This is a genomic window from Methylobacillus caricis (genome assembly GCF_020532705.1).
GTDB lineage: Bacteria > Pseudomonadota > Gammaproteobacteria > Burkholderiales > Methylophilaceae > Methylobacillus > Methylobacillus caricis.
In genome coordinates this window covers 153,134-173,824 of record NZ_JAJAVD010000003.1, presented here as the reverse complement: position 1 = coordinate 173,824, position 20,691 = coordinate 153,134, and the positions used below count along the sequence as shown (strand labels likewise).

Here is a 20,691-nt window from a genome sequence, read left to right as displayed (position 1 = left end):
GTGCAAGCGCGTCATCCAGTTGGCAACTGAATGACGCGCAAGTTCTTCAGACAACTATCGTTGGTGCCTCACCAGCCTGCTGTTGACGGATATGGCCAATTTCCCATACCTGCTCGCCTTCTGCGGCCAGCAGTTGCCTGGCAGACTCTGCATCGGCTCTGGACACAATCACCACCATGCCTATGCCGCAATTGAAAGTCCGGTACATTTCCTGGTCTGTCACATTGCCCTGTTCCTGCAACCAGGAGAACAGCGGCGGCATGGTCCAGCTGCCTTGGCGGACTTCAGCGGTCAGGCCCTCCGGCAATACACGGGGTACGTTCTCCGTGATGCCACCGCCAGTGATGTGCGCCATGCCCTTGACCTTGACTGACGCCAGCAGCTTGAGCAGCGGCTTGACATAGATACGGGTTGGCTCCATCACCACATCACGGAACGGCCTGCCATAAAAATCACTATCCAGGTCCACGCCGGACAGGTCGATCAGCTTGCGGATCAGCGAATAGCCATTGGAATGAGCGCCACTGGACGCCAGGCCCAACACCACGTCGCCCTCGGCAATGGTCGTCCCGTCAATCAGCGCTTCCTTGTCCGCAGCGCCTACCACAAAACCTGCCAGGTCGTATTCGCCTGCAGGATACATGCCCGGCATTTCAGCCGTTTCACCGCCGACCAAGGCACAACCTGATTGCTCACATCCAGCAGCAATGCCCTTGATCACCTGCGCAGCAACGCCAACCTCCAGCTTGCCACAGGCAAAGTAATCAAGGAAAAACAACGGTTCTGCACCCTGCACTAAGATATCATTGACGCTCATGGCAACCAGATCGATACCGACGGTATCATGCTTATTCAACTGGAAGGCCAGCTTGAGCTTGGTACCGACACCATCGGTACCGGATACCAGCACTGGATTCTTGAATTTTTTCGGCACCTCGAACAGGGAGCCGAAGCCCCCGATACCGCCCAGGACCTCAGGGCGCATGGTACGTTTTGCGAATGGCTTGATCTGCTCAACCAGGGCGTCCCCGGCCTCAATATCCACACCGGCGTCGCGATAGCTAATCGAGGTTTTTTCAGAATTCAAGTTGAGTTCTCGCTTTCCACAAGATAAATTAGAAAATTAGGGCATAATTTTACCTTAAATGGCCCGGTAATCGACAAAAAGACCGTATCAACATGAAGGAATCAATGCAACGTAAGCCCCGGCGCCTTCATGCAAACTACCAATCAGCCCGCAAGTGATCCACTTTGAAACAATTATTACTCGATATCCAGCCACCCGCCTCTCCGACCCTGGAGAATTTTGTTGTTGGCCGCAATGCAGAAGCATTGTTCCAACTCAAGAGCACCATCCAGCAGGATGGCAATGCCAGGTTCATCTATCTTTGGGGTGCCAGCGGCTGTGGAAAAAGCCACCTGATCACCGCTTGCAATGCATTGGCCGGCCAACACGGCCTCAATATGATCTGCGTGGATGACGTGCATTTGTTGTCGGACGAAGAGCAAATATCCTTATTTGATATCTACAATCAACTGCGCGAGTCTGGTGGCAGCTTGGTTGCTAGTGGCCAGGCTGCGCCGGGGCAAATGGGTCTGCGAGATGATCTTGCCACCCGCCTGGCATGGGGACTCGCTTATCAGTTGCATCCCCTCAGTGATGAAGAAAAAGCCCAGGCACTGAAAATCCATGCCCAGGCCCGTGGCATGAAACTGCCCGATGAAGTCCTGGATTATTGCCTGCGCCATTTGCGCCGCGACATGCCCAACCTGATTGCTACCATTGATGCTCTAGATGAGTGGTCACTTACTGACAAACGGGCGGTCACCCTGCCTTTGCTCAAACAACTGCTGCAACTATCCCCTGGCTGATCAAGGATAACCATGGCCATTTCCCGCTGTAGCCATTGCAACTTCATCAGGGAGCTTGAGCCGAGCTTCATAGGCCAGGATGTTCCATGCCCCAAGTGCCAGCACCAGAACAAGGTGTGGGATACGCCATTCTTTGTCTCAAAACTGCTGGAAAAATATTTTGCACTGCAGGTCTCACACAAACGCATGCAAAGCGAACTCGCAGAAGACGATTCAACAGCAGAAACCCCGCATATCGCGACTACTACAGGTTTCAGCAATACGGAAATGTTATCCAGCCCTGCTCAGCACCAACCAATACTCCGATGGTTCAAGCAGAAAAACATCCATGCCGAGATCAATCCCAAAGCGGTAGATACCACTGGTTTCTTCGATGAGATAGCCATGGAAATCGGTCAGCACTACGCCAGCCTTAAACCCATCCTCGGCCAGATATGCCATGCCTACAAAGAGAATTACAACGGCACCACTATCAATCTCGCAAACCGAAAACCTGAGGAAATCAGCCTGCTGACCAGCTTCTGCAAACGGCTTTATGACTATGCCTTTATCCAGAGGCTGGTCCAGCAGAAAACCGAGAAAACCGTGCGCCTGATCCTGCAACCGACACCGGTCATCCGTCAGTTTTTCAATGGCATATGGCTGGAGTGGTTCGCCATGATGCAGGCGCTAGAGTATGCCCAGCAACGCAACCTGCCATTTTCATGCGCACGCAATATGGTGGTGACATTGCCCAATGCGGATATGCACGAGCTGGATGTATTCCTGCTCATAGACAATAAAACGCCAGTCTGTATTGAGTGCAAAACCGGCGAATACAAATCTTCCATAGAAAAATACCGCCTGCTCAAAAAAAGCCTGGGACTGCAGAAATCCCAGTTCATTCTCTGTGTTGCAGACCTGCCTGATGAGCATGCACAAGGCTTGAGTAGTATGTACGACATCACCTTTGTCAATGAAAAAACACTATTGACCCACCTACATAGGCCATAAGACATCAGCATTAAAAGTCATCCCCCGCATGGATTTTTGTTACCATGACCCAATAACCCTTATTAAAAAAGGAGTATTTCATGGCCAAGATGAAAGCAGCAGTGTTCATAGAACCTGGACGGATTATGCTTGAGGAAAAACCTATCCCGGTAATAGGCCCGCTTGACGCCCTCATTCGTATCACTACGACCACGATTTGCGGGACCGATGTCCATATACTCAAGGGCGAATATCCAGTGGCGCGGGGCCTGACAGTCGGGCATGAGCCCGTGGGTATCATAGAAAAACTGGGATCAGCCGTTACCGGGTTTACAGAAGGTCAACGAGTCATAGCAGGTGCCATTACACCAAGCGGGTATTCAAATGCCTGCCTGTGTGGCAGTGGCGCACAGGATGGGCCAGACAGCAAACACGGTTTCAAGGTGGCTGGCGGCTGGAAATTCGGCAACACCATAGACGGATGCCAGGCGGAATATCTGCGCGTGCCGGATGCCATGGCCAACTTGAGCGCCATCCCGGACCACCTGACCGATGAACAGGTGCTGATGTGTCCCGATATCATGTCCACCGGGTTTTCCGGCGCTGAACGCGGCAATATCAAGATAGGCGATACAGTCGTGGTATTCGCCCTGGGCCCGATAGGCCTGTCGGCGGTTGCTGGTGCAAGGCTCATGGGCGCAAGCACAATTATCGGCGTGGATGCCATTCCTGAAAGGCTGACCATTGCCCGCTCCTTGGGCGCGGATCACGTCATCAACTTCAAGACCCACGACCCAATACAGGAAATCATGCGCCTCACCGATGGCCGCGGCGCGGATGTGGCAATTGAAGCATTGGGAACGCAACAGACTTTTGAATCTTCACTGCGCGTATTACGGCCTGGCGGTACGGTTTCCAGCCTGGGGGTGTATTCCAGTGATTTGCGGCTGCCACTAGACGCTTTTGGCGCAGGGCTAGGAGACTTCACCATAGTCTCCACCCTCTGCCCGGGCGGAAAGGAGAGAATGCGCAGGCTCATGGACACGGTAGCTTCTGGCCGTGCTGATCTGCGCTCATTGGTTACGCACCGCTTCAAGTTGGATGATATAGAGCAGGCCTATGAACTGTTTGCAAATCAACGCGATGGCGTGATGAAGGTCGCCATTACTCCTTGAGGCCAGATTGTGGTGGCGTTATGCCACCACAATTGAGTGACGGCCGCTTTCACCCTTATTGTCATGCCACTCGATTCCGATCGTATCGCCAATCCTGGCATCTGCGACGTAGAAAACCAAATAAGGGTCCCGCGCGATCCCAGTCCCCCATTGCGCCTCTAACACTGGCTTCTGATTGAGTGTTGCTGTCAGCACCTGAATGAAATGTGCTGGCACTAACTTGCCAGCATCATCCTCACGCCGACCAGTTTCCATCGGATGGCTGATCAAAACCCTGACCTCAGCTACGCCGGACTGCAAGCGCACGCGCATCTTGATTCCTGTTGCCATCAACCGCACCCGCCTTCCGACACCGCCACATCACGGTTGGCCTGGTAATAACGCCCGCCCGCCTTGACCACTACTTGCAGGCTTTGACTTTCAGCCATCTTGATACGGGTAATCACATAAGGTTGTGCCCCATGGCTGAAAGTGAAGTTTGCCACCAGGGGTACGGGGTTCCTCTCTGCAAAAATGGCAATTGCTTCAGTTCCGGCAATCCGGCTCATGACCTCTATTTGGACTACCGCCCCATTTTCAGCGAAGTCAGGCGCCACAATCTCGATCTGTGCACTATTTTCCTCTGCGCGCATATCCAGCACTTGCTTGGCGCCATCAATGGTGCTGGCTTCAAAGGCAGGTCTATTCCAGGCTGCCGCCAGCGCTTTCAAGGGCAGCAGCAAGCTTGCCAGCAACATTTGCAAGATGGAGCGCCGTCCCGTCATGACAACTTCCTTATCATTTGTTGTGTCACTTATCGCGCTTTTTGTCATCAAGCTGCTGGCGCAACTGGTTAAGGCGCGCTTCGACGATGGATTGCTCGTAGAAGTCTCCATCGGTCGCCTTGGACGCAAGGTCCATCTGCTCTACCGCTGCACGCAAGTTGTAGCGGCGCGCATAAGCCTCGCCCTGCGCCTGGTGCCGCAGCATGGTTTTGCCCTGCATGGTATAGACCCTGGATTTCAACTCGTAAAAATAAGGGTCATCCGGATATTGTCCCTGTTTGTCGCCAACCAACTTGAGCAACTTGTCCGCCTGGCGGGTGGCCAGCAGGAGCTCAGCATAACCGTAAATCAAGGCTCTATGGTCAGGGTATTTGCTCAACGCATCCAGATACTCCTTTTCAGCCTCGGTAGGACTCTTGCCTGTTACAGCAATATTGGTCGCCACGGTTTCTATCATGGCATTGGGCAGCGCATTTTTACGCAGCCACTCTATTTCCTTACTGGCGCCCGACAGGTCACGCTTGCGCAACATGGCTAGTGCAAGGCCATAATGCTGTGCAGCTTCACTGGTATAACTTTTCTCCTGCAAGTTATTGCGAAAGATATTGATGACTGAGTCTGCGGTACCGATATTGGACAATAACTTGACCTTGACGAACTGGAACTCCGGGCTTTCCTTGACCTGGCGATAGGCGGTCTGCTCTACCCGGTTGCGTACATCGGCAATACGCTCACTGGTCAAGGGGTGGGTACGCAGGAAAGCCGGAGCACTTCCTTCGGAAAAACGGGTGCCCTTTTGCAAGGTTTCAAAAAAAGATGGCATGCCGCGTGTATCAAACCCTGCACTGTCCAGAATCTGCAGACCTACGCGGTCTGCCTCACGTTCATGTTCACGCGTATAGTCAATTTGCTTCTGGATGGAATTGGCGGTTGCCGCTGTCAAGGCTCCACCGGTCAATTGCGGATTGCTGCGTGCGGCCAGCAGAGCCAAGGCCATCGTCGCCATGCTGATGACGGAATCATTTTTCTGCTTGGCCAGCATACGTGCGAGATGGCGCTGTACCACGTGGCCTATTTCATGGCCCAGCACCCCGGCTACCTCGGATTCGTTATTGGCAGCCGTTAATAAGCCGGTATGCACGCCAATCACACCGCCTGGCATGGCAAAGGCATTGATTGAATTATCCTTGACCACAAAAAAATTGAAGCGCTGGTATTTATCGGGACTGCTGGCGGCAAGCCGGTGGCCCAGGCTGTCTATATAGTCGTTGATCTCGGGGTCTTCCAGCACCTGGCTGCTGGCATAGACGTCGCGCATGATTTCATCGGCAATCCGCTGCTCATCGAGCGGGGAGAGCACGGTAGCAGAATAATCGCCAAGCTCGGGCAAACCATCCGCCAATACCCATGGGGCGAATAATGCAAGAAATACAATCGGGTAAAACAGTTTCATCATTGCTATGATAACAACCTCAAGCGCCAAGTTCACTAGCTGTCTGGCTTTGTACATCAGTAACGCGAACCAGTAGGGACATCATGAGTAACCTCACCCATTTCGATGCCAGCGGCCAGGCACATATGGTCGACGTAGGCAACAAAGCCGAAACACAACGCGCTGCCGTTGCACGGGGCAGCATACAAATGCTGCCCGCAACACTTGCCACCATTCTGCAGGGAGATGCAAAGAAAGGCGATGTGCTTGGCATTGCAAGAATTGCCGCCATCCAGGGCTCCAAGCGCACCGCGGAGCTGATTCCCTTGTGCCACCCTATTCCATTGACAAAAGTCGGCGTGGAGTTCGAGATCGAGCACGCCATCAATACCATCCATTGCACTGTCACTGCGGAAACCGTAGGGCGCACCGGAGTGGAAATGGAAGCGCTCACTGCCACCAGCCTGGCATTGCTGACCATATACGATATGTGCAAGGCAATAGACCGCGGCATGCAGATTCGCGAAATACGCCTGCTGGAGAAGGCCGGCGGCAAGTCTGGGCACTGGCAAGCTGCCGCAACCTGACAGATCAAGCGCAGCAATGATCAGTTTGTGGTGTTGGCCTTCATTCCCACCTGACCACATTGAGCTGCGCGGCTTTAGGCGAAAATAGCCTTCCTGGCAGAACTCGCTATCGCTCAAACAACTGCAAGCCCTGGTCCATCCAGCGCTCTGCTACTCGGCACAGCCAACTGGGGAACCCTTGGTCAAGACCAACCTGGCATTGCTACTTTGCCCAGAGAGCCAGACGACACAAGCCATTGCTGCTTGGCTGCATCGAAAATGTCACAGCGTTGTTATTGCGGCAGCGCAAACGGTGCAGGATTGGTCCAGGGCGTTTCACCGCATACCATAGCTGCAACCAGCCTGGCACTGGCAGGCCCCATAGTCAGCCCATAGCGAAAGTGCCCAGTATTCAGATAGAGGTTTTCCACTTCCGGATGTTGTGCAATCACCGGCATATTTTCCGGAGTACCAGGCCGCAGCCCGCTCCAGTGCTTGATTATAGGCAAGCCTTTGAGGTCAGGCATGATGGCTTCGGCCTTGGCGCAAATTTCTTCCCGCACATTGGGCGTGGTCGAGGGGTCAAAACCCACATCTTCAAGCGTGCTGCCTGCCAGGAGGTAGCCATCCCGGCGTGGCACCAGATAGAACCCTTCGCGATATACCACCTGCTCCAATTGGCGCTCTGGCTTATAAAGCACAATCTGGCCACGCATGGGTTTGATCCTAAGCTTGCTGGCAACCTGCTTCAACAAGTCAAAGCTCCAGGCGCCTGATGTCACAATGAACTTGTCTGCCTGCAATACCTTGCCACTGGTCGTACGCCACTCGCGCAAACTGGCAGTTTCACCCAAGGGTTCCAGCGCAGTATGCTCCAGCAAGCGCACATTGTTCTGCTCCAGCCATGCTCGTAATGCGTGCATCAAGCAGGGCGGCCTGACCTGGCTCACCGTTGGCAGCCACAATGCATCTTCCCCGCTCAGTGACTGCACACCGAATGCAGAAGCCCTGACAGGTTGCACAGGCAGCTGGTTCTTCCCGCACCAGGCAAGCGCTGCCGCACGATCAAACTCTGGCAGCAATAAGAATCCCGAGGTAATCAATTGTGGGTCTATGCCGGTTTCATCGAGCAAACGCTGACAGATTGCACCATAGCTTTCGGCACCATAGCTTGTGAGTACATTGACATGGTCGGAATATAGCCAAGGCAGTAAAGGAAATACTATGCCGGCCCCGGCCCAGGATGACTCCCCGGAGGTTTGGCTGGCGATCTGGTTACGCTCGACAATCGTGACCTGGCAGCCACGTGACACCAGCTCCATGGCAGTCAGGCAACCCACAATACCGCCACCGGCAATCAACACATGCTGGCTCATAGCCAGTTTTCCAGAAGCAATCGCACAAGAGCGTTTTTGGACTTCAATAGAATAATCACGCAAAAATTATGCCGACTTTATCGGCATATCCTTTATTCGTAGAACATTCCCTTTTATACTTGGCAGATATGGGAATTTCCAATTTACAGAAAAGCAACAGCGCAAAACCGCCATTGCAGCTTGCGCGAGAAGTCTTGCAGATCGAGGCAAGGGAAGTCCAGGCACTGGCCGAACGCCTGGATGAAAATTTCGTCAACGCAGTCGAGCTTATTTTACAGTGCCGTGGCCGAGTTGTCGTGACTGGGATCGGAAAATCCGGCCATGTCGGCCACAAGATCGCAGCTACCCTGGCCAGCACCGGCACTCCGGCTTTTTTCATGCATCCAGCCGAAGCCAGCCATGGCGACCTGGGCATGATCACCAAGGGTGACGTGGTAATAGCCCTATCAAACTCCGGCGAAGCCGATGAATTGCTGGCAATCCTGCCGCCTATCAAACGCATGGGTGTGCCGCTGATCAGTATTTCCGGCAACCGCAACTCCACCCTGTCCAAAGCCGCCTCGATTTTCCTGGATGCCCATGTATCGGAAGAGGCCTGCCCTTTGGGGCTATCGCCCACAGCCAGCACAACAGCCGCGCTGGCCCTGGGCGACGCGCTGGCCGTCACCTTGCTCGACCAGCGCGGGTTTTCCCAGGAAGACTACGCACTATCGCATCCAGGCGGTTCGCTGGGCAGGCGCCTATTACTGCATGTCAAAGACATCATGCGCACCGGGTTGGCTATTCCTACTACCAGTACTAATGCTTTCCTCAAGGATGGCCTGCTGGAAATATCGCGTAAAGGTCTGGGGATGACTGCGGTCATTGATGCTGCCGGCACCGCTATCGGCATATTCACCGATGGCGACCTGCGCCGTGCTTTTGAAAATGGCATCGATATTCATACCACCCGCATGGCTGATGTCATGCATATCAACCCGCAAACCATAGGGCCTGAACAGTTGGCGGTGGACGCCGTCGCCCTGATGGAACAACGTACAATCAACAGCCTGCTGGTCCTGGACCCGCAGGGCAACCTGGTCGGCGCACTCAATATGCATGACCTACTTATGGCAAAGGTGGTTTAGAACGTGATTTCACTAGAAGAACGCGCAAAGCGCATCAAGATCGTCGTATTTGATGTAGATGGCATCCTCACCAATGGTGGCCTTATGTTGGGTGACGATGGCCTGGAATACAAGATATTCCACTCCCAGGATGGCCTGGGCATGAAGCTGCTGAAGAACACTGGTGTTCGCATGGCATACATTACTGGCCGTACTTCCAATGTAGTGGTGAAACGTGCCGAGAATACCGGCGTCAATATCATCTACCAGGGCATAGACGACAAACTGGAAGCATTTCTGGACCTGGTCGAGAAACAAGGGGTTTCCGCCGAGGAGTGTGCATTCATGGGTGATGATGTAATCGATATTCCACCCATGCGTCGTGCCGGCTTGGCAGTGACCGTGCCTCATGCCATGCCGCTGGTAAAGGAATATGCCCATTACACCACCGAGCGCCAGGCGGGTTTTGGCGCAGCGCGTGAACTTTGCGAACTCATCATGAAAGCGCAAGGCACTTTCGATGCACAAATGTCCCCTTACCTGAAGTAACGGACACGCATGCAAGGACGCACCAATACCATTCTGTTTCCACTTGCCGTGCTTGGCCTGCTGGCCTTGCTCACGCTATGGATAGACCGCACGGTGCAACCACCGGAACCGCGCGTGGATGGGAGTACACGCCACGATCCGGACTATGTCCTCAATAATTTCGTCACCACCAAGACCGATGCCTCGGGCAATATCAGCCATATCCTGAGGGCATCGGAAATGCGCCACTATCCGGACGACGACACGACAGAGCTGGAAAACCCCCACTTTACTCAATACGGTGTCGGCAAGCCGACCACCATGATAGAAGGCAAACGTGGCCAAGTATCAAGCAATGGCGAAATCGTGCAGTTCAGGGACAATGTTCGCGTAGTGCGAGAAGCCTTTGGTGACAAGGCAGAAATGACACTGACTACCGATTACCTGCAAGTTGAGCCAAAAAGGGAAATTGCCACCACCGACAGGCCAGTGGTCATTACCCAGGGCCCCAAGAGTGTGGTACATGCTGTTGGCATGATATATGACAAGAAACAGCAAACCATACAATTGAACAAACGCGTCCGCACGCACTACGAAAGCCCAAATACAGGCAAGAAAGCCAGCAAGCCGAAAGCAGCCAAGCCAGTGCAGAAACGGGTAGCCAATGCCCAGCCTGCGGCCAAGAATTCAAGCAACAAACAAACCAAGTCCGGTACCGCTAAAAATGCTAAGCTCCCGACTAAATCCAAATAAAACAATATCCATCAGTGGAGAACATATGCGCACGTTGCGTAGCTCTTTAATTATCGGCATGCTGCTTGTCATGCCTTGCCTCAACGCCCATGCGGAAAAGGCTGACCGGGAGAAACCGATAGAACTGGAAGCCGACTCGGTACAGGTAAACGATGCGAAGAAAACCAGCACCTATACCGGCAACGTCATCCTCACGCAAGGCACGCTCGTCATCAAGGGTGACAAGCTGGTAGTTCGTGAAGATAAGGAAGGCTTCCAACACAGCACATCTTATGGGAACCCTACAACATTCAAGCAGAAACGTGACGGCAAGAATGAATACATGGAAGGCAGTGGTCAGCGTATAGAGTATGATGGACGCATGGACAAGGTGCAGCTGTTCGTCAAAGCCTGGGTCAAGCGTGGTGAAGATATCGTGCACGGAGACTACATTATGTACGATGCCAATGCCGAATATGCAGAGGTCATCAGCGGCGGCTCTCAAGCGGCCACTCCTGCGACACCCAATGGTCGGGTACGCGCCATCATCCAGCCCAAGAAAAAACCCAGCCAGGAAGGCACTGCCTCACCTGCAAACGGAACACCCTGAGGTTAACGCCCTCTGACATGAAAGATATGGTTCAGAAGATTATTGTATAAATGAGTGAATTGATCGTAGAAGGCCTGCGCAAGAAATATAAATCCCGTACCGTCGTACAGGACATTTCCTTGCAACTTAATAGTGGCGAAGTAGTCGGCCTGCTCGGCCCCAATGGTGCCGGCAAGACCACCAGCTTTTACATGATGGTAGGCCTGGTACCACTGGATGATGGCCGTATCCTGCTGGATGGCAAGGACTTGAGCCGCATGCCCATCCACCAGCGCGCGCGTATGGGTTTGGCGTATCTGCCGCAAGAGCCTTCCATTTTCCGCAAAATGACCGTGACGGAAAACATCCAGTCCATTCTTGAACTGCAAGACATAACCCCTGAGCAACAAAAGGAACAACTTGAATCCCTGTTGCAGGAACTCCATATCACTCATATCCGTAACAGCATGGCGGTCAGCCTGTCAGGCGGTGAAAGACGGCGCGTGGAAATTGCGCGCTGCCTGGCCACCAATCCCAGCTTTATTTTGCTTGATGAGCCGTTTGCGGGTATTGACCCGATTGCCGTACTGGATATCCAGAAAATCATTCGGTTTCTTACCGAGCGCAATATCGGCGTACTGATTACAGATCACAACGTACGTGAAACCCTGGGCATTTGTGACCGGGCTTATATTGTGAACGAGGGACGTGTGTTTGCCGCTGGCAAACCCAGTGAAATCATCCATAACAGCAGTGTAAGAGAAGTTTACCTAGGCAAGGACTTCCGCTTGTAGGAAATAAATGAGGCGGAATAGAACATGAAACAGAGTCTACAGCTTAAATTTTCCCAGAACCTAGCATTGACGCCGCAATTGCAGCAGTCAATCAAGTTGCTGCAGCTCTCGTCGCAGGAACTCAACCAGGAGCTGGAATCCCTGCTGCAGGCAAACCCCTTGCTGGAACGTATTGATGGGCCAGACGGTGTACCTGACATTCCGGAGAGCTATACCCCGACAGACCAGATCGCGACCAGCGCTCCCGCAGAAAGCGCCACCCCTGCCACTGAAGAGGTACCGCGCGTTGATGAGTTTGGCGGCGGAGACGATTACTTCGAGTCCTTTCAGGGCAGTAACCGCTGGGAGGAAGGCGGCGCAAACAATGATGATGATAATGACTTCAGCTTCCAGGAAGCGGTCAATCTCACCTTGCGCGAACACCTTCTAAGCCAGATCAAGTTACTCCCCCTATCCGAGCGTGACCAGACACTGGCCATGGTACTGGTAGATGCCATCAACGACGATGGCTATCTTGATCAGTCCCTGGAAGAGTTGGCAGAACTGCTACCGGATGAGCTGGAAATCGACCAGCTTGAGCTGGAAACTGCCCTCAAGCACATTCAGAACCTGGACCCACCCGGCATAGGTGCACGCAACCTGGCTGAATGCCTGGCCCTGCAATTGCGGGCGCAGCCTGGGGATACTCCTCACATACAGCTTGCCATCAAGGTAGCAGAGCACCATCTGCCACTATTGGCCACGCGTGATTATGCCCGCCTGCGCAAGCTGCTGCAGTGCGATGACGAAGTGCTGAAACATGTGCAGTTGCTCGTCACGCAGTTGAATCCCAGGCCGGGCGGCGAGTTCAGCCACATTACCTCTGATCACTATATCCAGCACGAGATCGTGGTAAAGAAGGTCAAGGGCATCTGGATTGCCAGCCTCAATGATGAAGTCGTGCCCAAACTGCGCATCAACCAGCTCTATGCCGGCATTCTCAAGCGCAACCGTGAAAGCTCAAGCCAATACCTGATGAGCCAAATGCAGGAAGCCAAATGGATGATCAAGAACATCCAGCAACGCTTTTCCACCATTTTGCGCGTATCCCAGGCGATTGTGGACAGGCAGCGCAACTTCTTCGAACATGGCGAAGTCGCGATGCGACCACTGGTATTGCGGGAGATTGCCGACGAGCTGGGGTTGCATGAGTCAACCGTGTCACGGGTCACCACACGCAAATACATGCTGACCCCACGCGGTGTGTATGAATTGAAATATTTCTTTGGCAGCCATGTGGCTACGGAATCAGGCGGCGCATGCTCCGCCACCGCTATCCGCGCCCTGATCAAGCAGATGGTCGGCGAGGAAAATCCGAAGAAACCTTTGTCTGACAACCAGATTACCGACATTCTCGGCAAACAAGGCATAGTTGTTGCAAGAAGAACCATAGCGAAATACCGCGAGTCTCTGCAGATACCCGCGGCCAACCAGCGCAAGTCGCTTTGATTTGCGCGTTTTTTCAAGTAAGGAGAACGTTATGAATTTGCACCTGACCGGACACCATCTGGATGTTACCCCAGCACTGCGCGAATACGTGCAGTCCAAGCTGTCGCGACTGAGTAACCACTTCGATCACGTGATTGATGTCAAAGTGACGCTCAGCGTTGAGAAACTGGTGCAAAAAGTCGAAGCAACCCTGCACGTGCCGGGTAATGACCTGCATGCTGAAAGCAGCGCCGAAAATATGTATAGCGCTATCGACACACTCACTGACAAACTGGATCGCCAGGTAGTGAAGCATAAGGAAAAAATCGGCAACCACAACCAAGCCAACGGTGCGCTCAAGCACCAAGCTGTAGAGTAAAGTCATTAACCATGCTGCAGTTAAGTGCCCAGATAGCCGGCATGCCCACTAATAGGGCATACATCCGGGCACTTGCAGCAGCAGTTTGATCCGCAGTTCCTTTCAATTCCAAGGTACAAGTACACGCCATGGCTGAAATCAGTGTTACCCAGCTTTACAAGGATACCCGCCGCAAACTCAAGCTGACATGGATTGCAGGTCTTGCCGGCGGTGACAACCCTCTGACCAGCGAAACCGTGACCAAGCCTTCCCTGGCGCTGGTAGGCCACCTTAACTTCGTACACCCCAATCGCGTTCAGGTCCTGGGATGTGCCGAAATGGATTACCTTCGTAGCCTCAAATCCAAGGAATTACAGCAAGCAATCAAGAATTTGTTTTCCGCCGACTTGGCTGCGATTATCGTTGCCAATGGTGAAAGCCCCCCTGGTGAGCTGATTGGCGCCTCGGATGACTACAGCACCCCACTTTTCACCTCCCCACTGCGCAGCCCAGGATTGATGGATGTATTGAGCCATTATCTGGCACAAGCTGTTGCCGTATCGGAAAGCCTGCATGGTGTCTTCCTTGAAGTGCAAGGTTTTGGCATTCTGGTGAAGGGCAACCCCGCCATCGGCAAGAGCGAACTCGCGCTGGAATTGATTTCACGCGGCCATAGACTGGTGGCAGATGATATTGTTGATTTCTACCGTATAGCACCCGACAGGCTGGAAGGACGTTGCCCGCCCCTGTTGCAGGACTTCCTGGAAGTGCGCGGCCTGGGCGTGCTCAATATACGCGCCCTGTTCGGCGACAATGCAGTGAAGCCGACCAAGCCACTGGACCTGATTATCCAGCTGGAAATGGCCGACACCATGGTGCCGCTGGACAGGCTCAAGATCAAGTCGCAACACGAGACCATCCTGGATGTCAAAATCCCCAAGGTCGTCATCCCTGTTGCCGCTGGCCGCAATATCGCGGTGCTGGTAGAAGTCGCCGTACGCAACCATATGCTGTTGCTACGCGGCATCAACGGCACCAAGCAGTTCATGCAGCGCCAGCACCGTGAAATGACGCGCACGGCAAGAAAGCTCAAGCTGGCGGAATAAATCATGCAGCTCGTCATCGTCACTGGTCTTTCCGGTTCTGGCAAAAGTATCGTCCTCAAGATGCTTGAGGACAGTGGCTACTATTGCATAGACAACCTGCCAGCTACCCTGTTGCCGCAGATTTCCGAGCACCTCAGCACTGTACAAAACGAGCAGGTCGCTATCAGCATAGATACGCGCAGTGCCGCGCTGGAGACCCTGCCCGGCAACATCCGCCAGCTCAAAGCCCAAGGCATAGAAGTGCAGGTGCTGTTCCTCGAGGCCAACGTCGAAACCCTGGTCAAGCGTTACAGTGAAACCCGGCGGCGCCACCCCCTGAGCAAAGACAACAGCACCCTTGCCGAAAGCATCAGTTACGAACGCCACCTGCTGGAACAACTGGTAGACCTGGGCCTGCGCATAGATACCAGCAACCTGAGCGCCAACACTTTACGCAACTGGGTCAAGGAATTTGTCATCCAGAAAAATGGCGAGCTCACCCTGCTGTTCTCTTCCTTTGGTTTCAAGCATGGAATCCCGCTCGATGCAGACTATGTATTTGATGTACGTTGCCTGCCCAATCCATACTACGACAAGGAACTACGGCCTTTTACCGGCCAGGATGCCGTCATCCGTGATTACCTGGAAAAGCAGGACCACGTGCACTTGATGTATGAAGATATACAGGGATTTATCTCGCGTTGGCTTCCTTGCTTCATAGAGGATAACCGCAGCTACCTCACCGTCGCCATCGGTTGCACAGGCGGCCAGCATAGATCGGTGTACCTGGTGGAGCGCCTGGGAGCTTATTTCCGCCAGCAACAGAAAAAGGTGCTGATCCGGCACCGTGAACTGGAAAAAAGCTAGTCCGCCACCATCTATAATGATAGATCAGCAATACCTTGAATGCTTTGTGAAACAGGACATTGACGCATGATTGGAATACTCATCATAGCCCACGGGACACTGGGCGAAAGCCTCATCCACTGTGCAAGCCATGTGATGGGCTCACGCCCTCAATTGCTCAGGCAACTGGGAGTCGGCACCCATGACGACCCGAATGTCTTGCTGCCGCAAGCCTTGCAAATGATCAGGGAGCTGGACGAAGGCCAGGGTGTGCTGATACTTTCCGATATTTACGGTGCCACGCCCTGCAACCTGGTGAGCAGGCTGCTGATACCGGGCCATGTGGAAGGCGTGGCAGGCGTCAACCTGCCCATGCTGGTGCGCGCACTGACTTATAGAAACGCCAATATCATGACCCTGGTCGAGAAAGCCATCAGTGGCGGTCGCGACGGGGTTGTACATTTTTCCAAGGACGCATGTAAGCATCATGATTAAACAAGAAATAGAAATCATCAATAAATTGGGATTGCATGCCCGCGCCTCTACCAAGCTGACACAGACCGCCAGCCAACATGCCTGCGAAATATGGATAGAGCGCAATGGCCGCCGCGTGAATGCCAAGAGCATCATGGGCGTCATGATGCTGGCTGCCAGCAAGGGCAGCAAAATCAACCTGGAAACCAACGGTAGCGATGAACAAGCAGCCATGGACGCGCTGGTCAACCTGATCAACAGTCGTTTTGGTGAGCCAGAATAAATTAATCATGCCCTTTCCTTCCCCCCAGGAATAAATCCATGGTCCAAACCACCAAGGTAAGTTTTTCCATGCATGGCGTGGGCGTTTCCAGCGGCATCGCTATTGGAAACGCCCACCTGGTATCCAATGCCCTACTGGAGGTAGTGCATTACCAGGTACCAAAAAAATCCCTGGTCTCAGAAATTCTCCGTTTTGAAAACGCGATAGCCAAGGTCAAGCTCGACCTGGAAGCCGTGCGTGGGCAGCTGCCTGTCAATGCACCAGCCGAACTGGCAGCATTCATCAACACCCACCTCATGATCCTCGCAGACAAGCAATTGTCCGAAGAGCCCAAAGCCATCATCGAACAGGAGCTGTGCAATGCCGAATGGGCGTTGAAACAGCAAATGAACGAGCTGGTTGCGCAATTCGAGCTGATTGAGGATGAATACCTGCGTGAACGTAAGCAGGATGTGGTACAGGTGGTAGAGCGCGTGATCAAGGTCCTGCTCGGCCATCCCAGCGAGGTCGCCATACGTCCGGATGAACGCGCCCAGATCCTCGTTGCGCATGATGTGTCTCCCGCGGATGCCATCCAGTTCAAGCATCACCAGTTTGCAGCCTTCATCACTGATGTGGGCGGCGCCACCTCCCATACTGCCATTCTTGCGCGCAGCCTGAACATTCCATCCATTGTTGCGCTGCACCGGGCACGCGATCTTATCCGTGATGGCGAACTGATTATCGTGGATGGCAATGACGGCATTGTGATTGTCAACCCGGACAAGGATACCCTGGCTGAATACCGACTGCGCCAGGAGCAGTGGGAGCTCGAACAACAAAAACTCAAGCGTCTCAGGCTGACCAAGGCTGTTACCCTTGATGGCATCGAGGTTGAACTGCACGCCAATATCGAGGTGCCTTCTGATGTAGCCAAGGCTAAGGCTGTCGGTGCTACCGGTATCGGGCTTTACCGTACCGAGTTCCTGTTCATGAACCGGCGAGAAATGCCCAACGAGGAAGAACAGTTTGCGGCTTATCGCACAGTCGCGGAAATGATGAAAGGCCTGCCAGTGACCATCCGTACACTGGATCTGGGTGCCGACAAGCAGATGAACCCCGATGCTGCCCGCAGCTGCACCAATCCTGCGCTGGGCCTGCGGGCCATCCGCCTGTGCCTGTCAGAACCCCACATTTTCCATATCCAGTTGCGGGCCATCCTGCGGGCCTCGCATTATGGACAGATCAAGATATTGATCCCTATGCTCTCAAGCTTGTCAGAGCTGCGCCAAACTGTGGTTTTGCTCGAACGTGCCAAGGAAAGCCTGAGAGCGGACAAGCTGCCATTTGACGAACAGATCAAGTTGGGCGGCATGATAGAAATTCCCGCGGCTGCGCTGAATGCAGAGGCATTTGCCCGTGAGCTGGATTTTCTCTCTATCGGCACCAATGACTTGATTCAGTATTCACTCGCAATTGACCGTACGGATGACTCCGTATCTCATCTTTACAAACCGGCGCATCCTGCAGTGTTGAAACTGATAGAAATGACCATACGCGCGGGTAACAAGCTGAACAAGCCTGTATCGGTCTGCGGCGAAATGGCGGGGGATATTGCATTCACACGCCTGCTCATGAGCTTCGGCCTGCGTCAGCTATCCATGCACCCTGCACACATTCTCACCATCAAGAAACAGGTACTTCAATCCGATCTCAGAGCGACGGCATCAATTTCACGCAAAATCATGAGCAGTTATGACATTGATAAAATTGAACCGTTGTTGCACAAACTCAATCTGTAACTATCTACCCACAATTTTCTGGAGCAAAGCATGAGCAACCTTATCCCAGTAGCCAGTGCTGACGAGAAAAACATCGCGGTTCTCACCCATTTGGGCGGCACCCTGTTCAGCCTGCTACCAGCACTCATTGTCTGGCTGCTGAAGAAAGATGACAGTGAGTTTATCGGCACCCATGCGCGTGAGGCATTGAATTTTCAGATCACCCTCTTGATAGGCTATGCCATCAGCTCCATATTGATTTATATCCTCATTGGATTTGTAATCGGCGGCATCCTGTGGATTGCCAACATCATCCTTTGCATTATTGCTGCAATTGCCGCAAGCAGAGGCGAGGAATACCGTTACCCATTTACGCTACGTTTGATTAGTTAAGGACACCAAGTGAGTACCAACGCACCAAGCAACAACCCCTTGCTGGATTTCTCCGGCCTGCCCCAATTTGACCAGGTCAGGGCAAGCCATGTCACACCGGCTGTCGATTATTTGCTTGAACAGGGCAAAGCCCTGGTTGAATCCCTGGTGGCAGACCAGACCGAGCCTACATGGGATAACTTCGCGCGCCCGCTGGAAGATTTTGAAGAGCAGATTTCACGGGCATGGTCTCAAGTTGGCCATCTCAATGCAGTGGTCAACAGTCCTGAACTGCGTGAAGCCTATAACGAAAACCTGCCCAAGCTCACGGCCTTTTATGCAGACCTTTCCCAGGATGAACGATTGTATGCCAAGTTCCGCGCCATTCGAGCCAGCAAAGCCTATGACAGCCTCACTCCTGCCCAACGTAAAATCCTTGAAAACGAGCTGCGCGACTTCCGCCTGGGCGGCGCCGAACTGCCAGAAGACAAGAAAGCCAGATTCAAGGCCATTCAGGAAGAGCTTTCCACCCTGTCTGCCAAGTTTGAGGAAAACCTGCTGGACACTACCAACGATTACGCCCTGTTGGTAGACGATGCAGCAGAGCTGGCAGGCATCCCGGAAGATGTTCTGCAAGCCGCAGCAGAAGCTGCCCAGGCCGATGGGAAAACCGGCTGGAAATTCACCCTGCAATTCCCTTCCTACATGCCTGTGTTGCAATACGGAGAAAACCGCGCCCTACGTGAAAAACTCTACCGCGCTTATGCCACCCGCGCCTCCGAGTTCGGCAAACCCGAGTGGGACAACACCGCCCTGATTGCCAGCATACTCAAGCTGCGCCGCGAAGCTGCCACGTTGCTCGGTTACAAGAATTACGCTGAAACCTCGCTTGCCACCAAGATGGCAGAAACACCGCAACAGGTGGAGGAATTCCTACAACAGCTTGCTGTCCGTGCCAAACCCTTTGCCGAGCGCGACATGCAGGAGCTGAAGGCATATGCCGCAGACAACCTGGGCCTGACTGAGCTACAGGCCTGGGATATCGCCTACGCCTCGGAAAAACTGCGTGAAGACAAATATGCCTTCTCCGACCAGGAAGTCAAACAATACTTCCCGGAAGAGCAGGTACTGCACGGCCTGTTCAAGGTCACGGAAACCATCTTCGGCCTGCAGGTGAAAAAAACTACAGCCCCAGTTTGGCATGAATCCGCCAGCTTCTACGAAATTACCGACCAGCAAGGCAAAATAGTCGGCCAGTTCTACCTGGACCTCTACGCCCGCAACAACAAGCGCGGCGGCGCCTGGATGGACGAAGCCATCACCCGCCGCCGCAAGGCCCAAGGTGTGGAAACACCCGTGGCATACCTCACCTGCAACTTCTCGGCCCCAGTCGGAGGCAAGCCAGCCCTGTTCACGCACGATGAAGTCATCACCATGTTCCACGAATTCGGCCATGGCCTGCACCACATGCTGACCCAAGTGGAAGATTACGGCGTGTCCGGCATCAAGGGCGTGGAATGGGATGCCGTGGAACTGCCCAGCCAGTTCATGGAAAACTTCTGCTGGGAATGGGACGTACTGCGCCACATGACCAAGCACGTCGATACCGGTGAACATTTGCCACGTGAACTGTTCGACAAAATGGTCGCCGCCAAGAATTTCCAGGCCGGCATGCAAACCATGCGCCAGATCGAATTCTCCCTGTTCGACATGCGCCTGCATGCAGACTTCAACCCATTCGGCTCACAAACCGCGCTTGACCTCATCGAGCAAGTCCGCGATGAAGTCGCCGTGGTCCGCCCACCCAAGTGGAACCGCTTCCCCAACAACTTCTCCCACATCTTTGCCGGTGGCTACGGCGCAGGCTATTACAGCTACAAGTGGGCAGAAGTACTTTCGGCCGATGCCTACAGCATGTTCGAGGAAAACGGCGTGCTATCGGCCGAGGCAGGCAAACGCTTCTGGAACGAAATCCTCGCCCAAGGCGGCTCACGCCCAGCCCTGGAATCGTTCATTGCGTTCAGGGGCCGTGAGCCTAGTATTGATGCGCTGCTGAGGCATAACGGGATGACGGTTTAAAGTGTGGGGCGCAATGCATCATGGAATTGCGTCTTACTTGGTTTATTGTGCATCGGTTAGT

General features: G+C 53.6%; 23 protein-coding genes. 18 read left to right on the top strand and 5 right to left on the bottom strand.

Annotated elements, in window-relative coordinates; translation table 11 throughout:
* Positions 1–46: 46 nt before the first annotated feature.
* On the bottom strand, positions 47–1,087 hold the full coding sequence (gene purM / locus LG200_RS10095) for a phosphoribosylformylglycinamidine cyclo-ligase (protein ID WP_226757501.1): 1,041 nt from the start codon (positions 1,085–1,087) through the stop codon (positions 47–49).
* A 164-nt stretch (positions 1,088–1,251) separates the two neighbouring features.
* Here purM and LG200_RS10090 point away from each other — a divergent pair, with 164 nt between their 5' ends.
* The 3 genes from LG200_RS10090 (at position 1,252) to LG200_RS10080 (ending at position 4,019) form a co-directional block, all read left to right on the top strand.
* A complete protein-coding gene (locus tag LG200_RS10090) occupies positions 1,252–1,872 on the top strand; it encodes an HdaA/DnaA family protein (protein ID WP_226757500.1) in 621 nt (206 codons plus the stop codon).
* A gap of 12 nt (positions 1,873–1,884) precedes the next feature.
* Positions 1,885–2,865: a PDDEXK family nuclease gene (locus tag LG200_RS10085; RefSeq protein ID WP_226757499.1), complete on the top strand. Its 981-nt coding sequence runs from the start codon at positions 1,885–1,887 to the stop codon at positions 2,863–2,865.
* Between the two features lie 80 nt (positions 2,866–2,945).
* Entirely contained in the window at positions 2,946–4,019 is a 1,074-nt protein-coding gene (locus LG200_RS10080; RefSeq protein ID WP_226757498.1) for an NAD(P)-dependent alcohol dehydrogenase, read from the top strand.
* Positions 4,020–4,037: 18 nt separating this feature from the next.
* Here the strand turns inward: LG200_RS10080 and soxZ are convergent, their stop codons facing one another.
* The 3 genes from soxZ to LG200_RS10065 are packed head-to-tail and all read right to left on the bottom strand — an operon-like array spanning position 4,038 to position 6,236.
* The gene (gene soxZ / locus LG200_RS10075) at positions 4,038–4,349 is read right to left on the bottom strand and encodes a thiosulfate oxidation carrier complex protein SoxZ (protein ID WP_226757497.1); all 312 of its coding nucleotides are present in this window, start codon (positions 4,347–4,349) and stop codon (positions 4,038–4,040) included.
* Positions 4,349–4,783, bottom strand: coding sequence for a thiosulfate oxidation carrier protein SoxY (locus tag LG200_RS10070; RefSeq protein WP_226757496.1), 435 nt, complete (start codon positions 4,781–4,783; stop codon positions 4,349–4,351). Before LG200_RS10070 ends, soxZ begins: the two co-directional genes overlap by 1 nt.
* A 25-nt stretch (positions 4,784–4,808) precedes the next feature.
* A complete protein-coding gene (locus LG200_RS10065) occupies positions 4,809–6,236 on the bottom strand; it encodes a beta-barrel assembly-enhancing protease (protein WP_226757564.1) in 1,428 nt (475 codons plus the stop codon).
* 83 nt (positions 6,237–6,319) lie between these two features.
* Between LG200_RS10065 and moaC the strand changes: the two genes are divergently transcribed.
* Complete coding sequence (gene moaC / locus LG200_RS10060; RefSeq protein WP_226757495.1) at positions 6,320–6,802, top strand: cyclic pyranopterin monophosphate synthase MoaC; 483 nt, start codon at positions 6,320–6,322, stop codon at positions 6,800–6,802.
* Positions 6,803–7,074: 272 nt separating this feature from the next.
* Here the strand turns inward: moaC and LG200_RS10055 are convergent, their stop codons facing one another.
* Positions 7,075–8,157: an NAD(P)/FAD-dependent oxidoreductase gene (locus LG200_RS10055; protein WP_226757494.1), complete on the bottom strand. Its 1,083-nt coding sequence runs from the start codon at positions 8,155–8,157 to the stop codon at positions 7,075–7,077.
* Positions 8,158–8,285: 128 nt separating this feature from the next.
* On the opposite strand from LG200_RS10055, the gene LG200_RS10050 reads away from it, so the two are divergent.
* The 14 genes from LG200_RS10050 (at position 8,286) to LG200_RS09985 (ending at position 20,630) form a co-directional block, all read left to right on the top strand.
* Complete coding sequence (locus LG200_RS10050; protein WP_226757493.1) at positions 8,286–9,284, top strand: KpsF/GutQ family sugar-phosphate isomerase; 999 nt, start codon at positions 8,286–8,288, stop codon at positions 9,282–9,284.
* Positions 9,285–9,287: 3 nt separating this feature from the next.
* The gene (locus LG200_RS10045; RefSeq protein ID WP_226757492.1) at positions 9,288–9,812 is read left to right on the top strand and encodes a KdsC family phosphatase; all 525 of its coding nucleotides are present in this window, start codon (positions 9,288–9,290) and stop codon (positions 9,810–9,812) included.
* Between the two features lie 9 nt (positions 9,813–9,821).
* Positions 9,822–10,544 carry an LPS export ABC transporter periplasmic protein LptC gene (lptC, locus tag LG200_RS10040; RefSeq protein WP_226757491.1) on the top strand — a complete coding sequence of 241 codons (723 nt, stop codon included), beginning with the start codon at positions 9,822–9,824 and terminating at the stop codon, positions 10,542–10,544.
* 25 nt (positions 10,545–10,569) lie between these two features.
* Complete coding sequence (gene lptA, locus LG200_RS10035) at positions 10,570–11,133, top strand: lipopolysaccharide transport periplasmic protein LptA (RefSeq protein ID WP_404809803.1); 564 nt, start codon at positions 10,570–10,572, stop codon at positions 11,131–11,133.
* Between the two features lie 50 nt (positions 11,134–11,183).
* Entirely contained in the window at positions 11,184–11,906 is a 723-nt protein-coding gene (gene lptB / locus LG200_RS10030) for an LPS export ABC transporter ATP-binding protein (RefSeq protein WP_226757490.1), read from the top strand.
* A 24-nt stretch (positions 11,907–11,930) separates the two neighbouring features.
* Positions 11,931–13,394, top strand: coding sequence for an RNA polymerase factor sigma-54 (locus LG200_RS10025; protein ID WP_226757489.1), 1,464 nt, complete (start codon positions 11,931–11,933; stop codon positions 13,392–13,394).
* A gap of 31 nt (positions 13,395–13,425) precedes the next feature.
* Positions 13,426–13,752, top strand: a complete 327-nt coding sequence (hpf, locus tag LG200_RS10020) for a ribosome hibernation-promoting factor, HPF/YfiA family (RefSeq protein ID WP_226757488.1) — start codon at positions 13,426–13,428, stop codon at positions 13,750–13,752.
* Between the two features lie 128 nt (positions 13,753–13,880).
* Positions 13,881–14,837, top strand: coding sequence for an HPr(Ser) kinase/phosphatase (gene hprK, locus LG200_RS10015; protein ID WP_226757487.1), 957 nt, complete (start codon positions 13,881–13,883; stop codon positions 14,835–14,837).
* A gap of 3 nt (positions 14,838–14,840) precedes the next feature.
* Positions 14,841–15,683 (top strand): RNase adapter RapZ, encoded by an 843-nt coding sequence (rapZ, locus tag LG200_RS10010; protein WP_226757486.1) that lies wholly within the window; start codon positions 14,841–14,843, stop codon positions 15,681–15,683.
* Positions 15,684–15,749: 66 nt separating this feature from the next.
* Positions 15,750–16,157 carry a PTS sugar transporter subunit IIA gene (locus LG200_RS10005; RefSeq protein WP_226757485.1) on the top strand — a complete coding sequence of 136 codons (408 nt, stop codon included), beginning with the start codon at positions 15,750–15,752 and terminating at the stop codon, positions 16,155–16,157.
* Positions 16,150–16,419 carry an HPr family phosphocarrier protein gene (locus LG200_RS10000; RefSeq protein WP_226757484.1) on the top strand — a complete coding sequence of 90 codons (270 nt, stop codon included), beginning with the start codon at positions 16,150–16,152 and terminating at the stop codon, positions 16,417–16,419. The genes LG200_RS10005 and LG200_RS10000 overlap by 8 nt, the downstream gene beginning before the upstream one ends.
* A 38-nt stretch (positions 16,420–16,457) precedes the next feature.
* On the top strand, positions 16,458–18,200 hold the full coding sequence (gene ptsP / locus LG200_RS09995) for a phosphoenolpyruvate--protein phosphotransferase (RefSeq protein ID WP_226757483.1): 1,743 nt from the start codon (positions 16,458–16,460) through the stop codon (positions 18,198–18,200).
* Between the two features lie 30 nt (positions 18,201–18,230).
* Positions 18,231–18,572 carry a DUF4870 domain-containing protein gene (locus tag LG200_RS09990; protein ID WP_226757482.1) on the top strand — a complete coding sequence of 114 codons (342 nt, stop codon included), beginning with the start codon at positions 18,231–18,233 and terminating at the stop codon, positions 18,570–18,572.
* 9 nt (positions 18,573–18,581) lie between these two features.
* Positions 18,582–20,630, top strand: coding sequence for a M3 family metallopeptidase (locus LG200_RS09985; RefSeq protein WP_226757481.1), 2,049 nt, complete (start codon positions 18,582–18,584; stop codon positions 20,628–20,630).
* Positions 20,631–20,691: the final 61 nt, after the last annotated feature.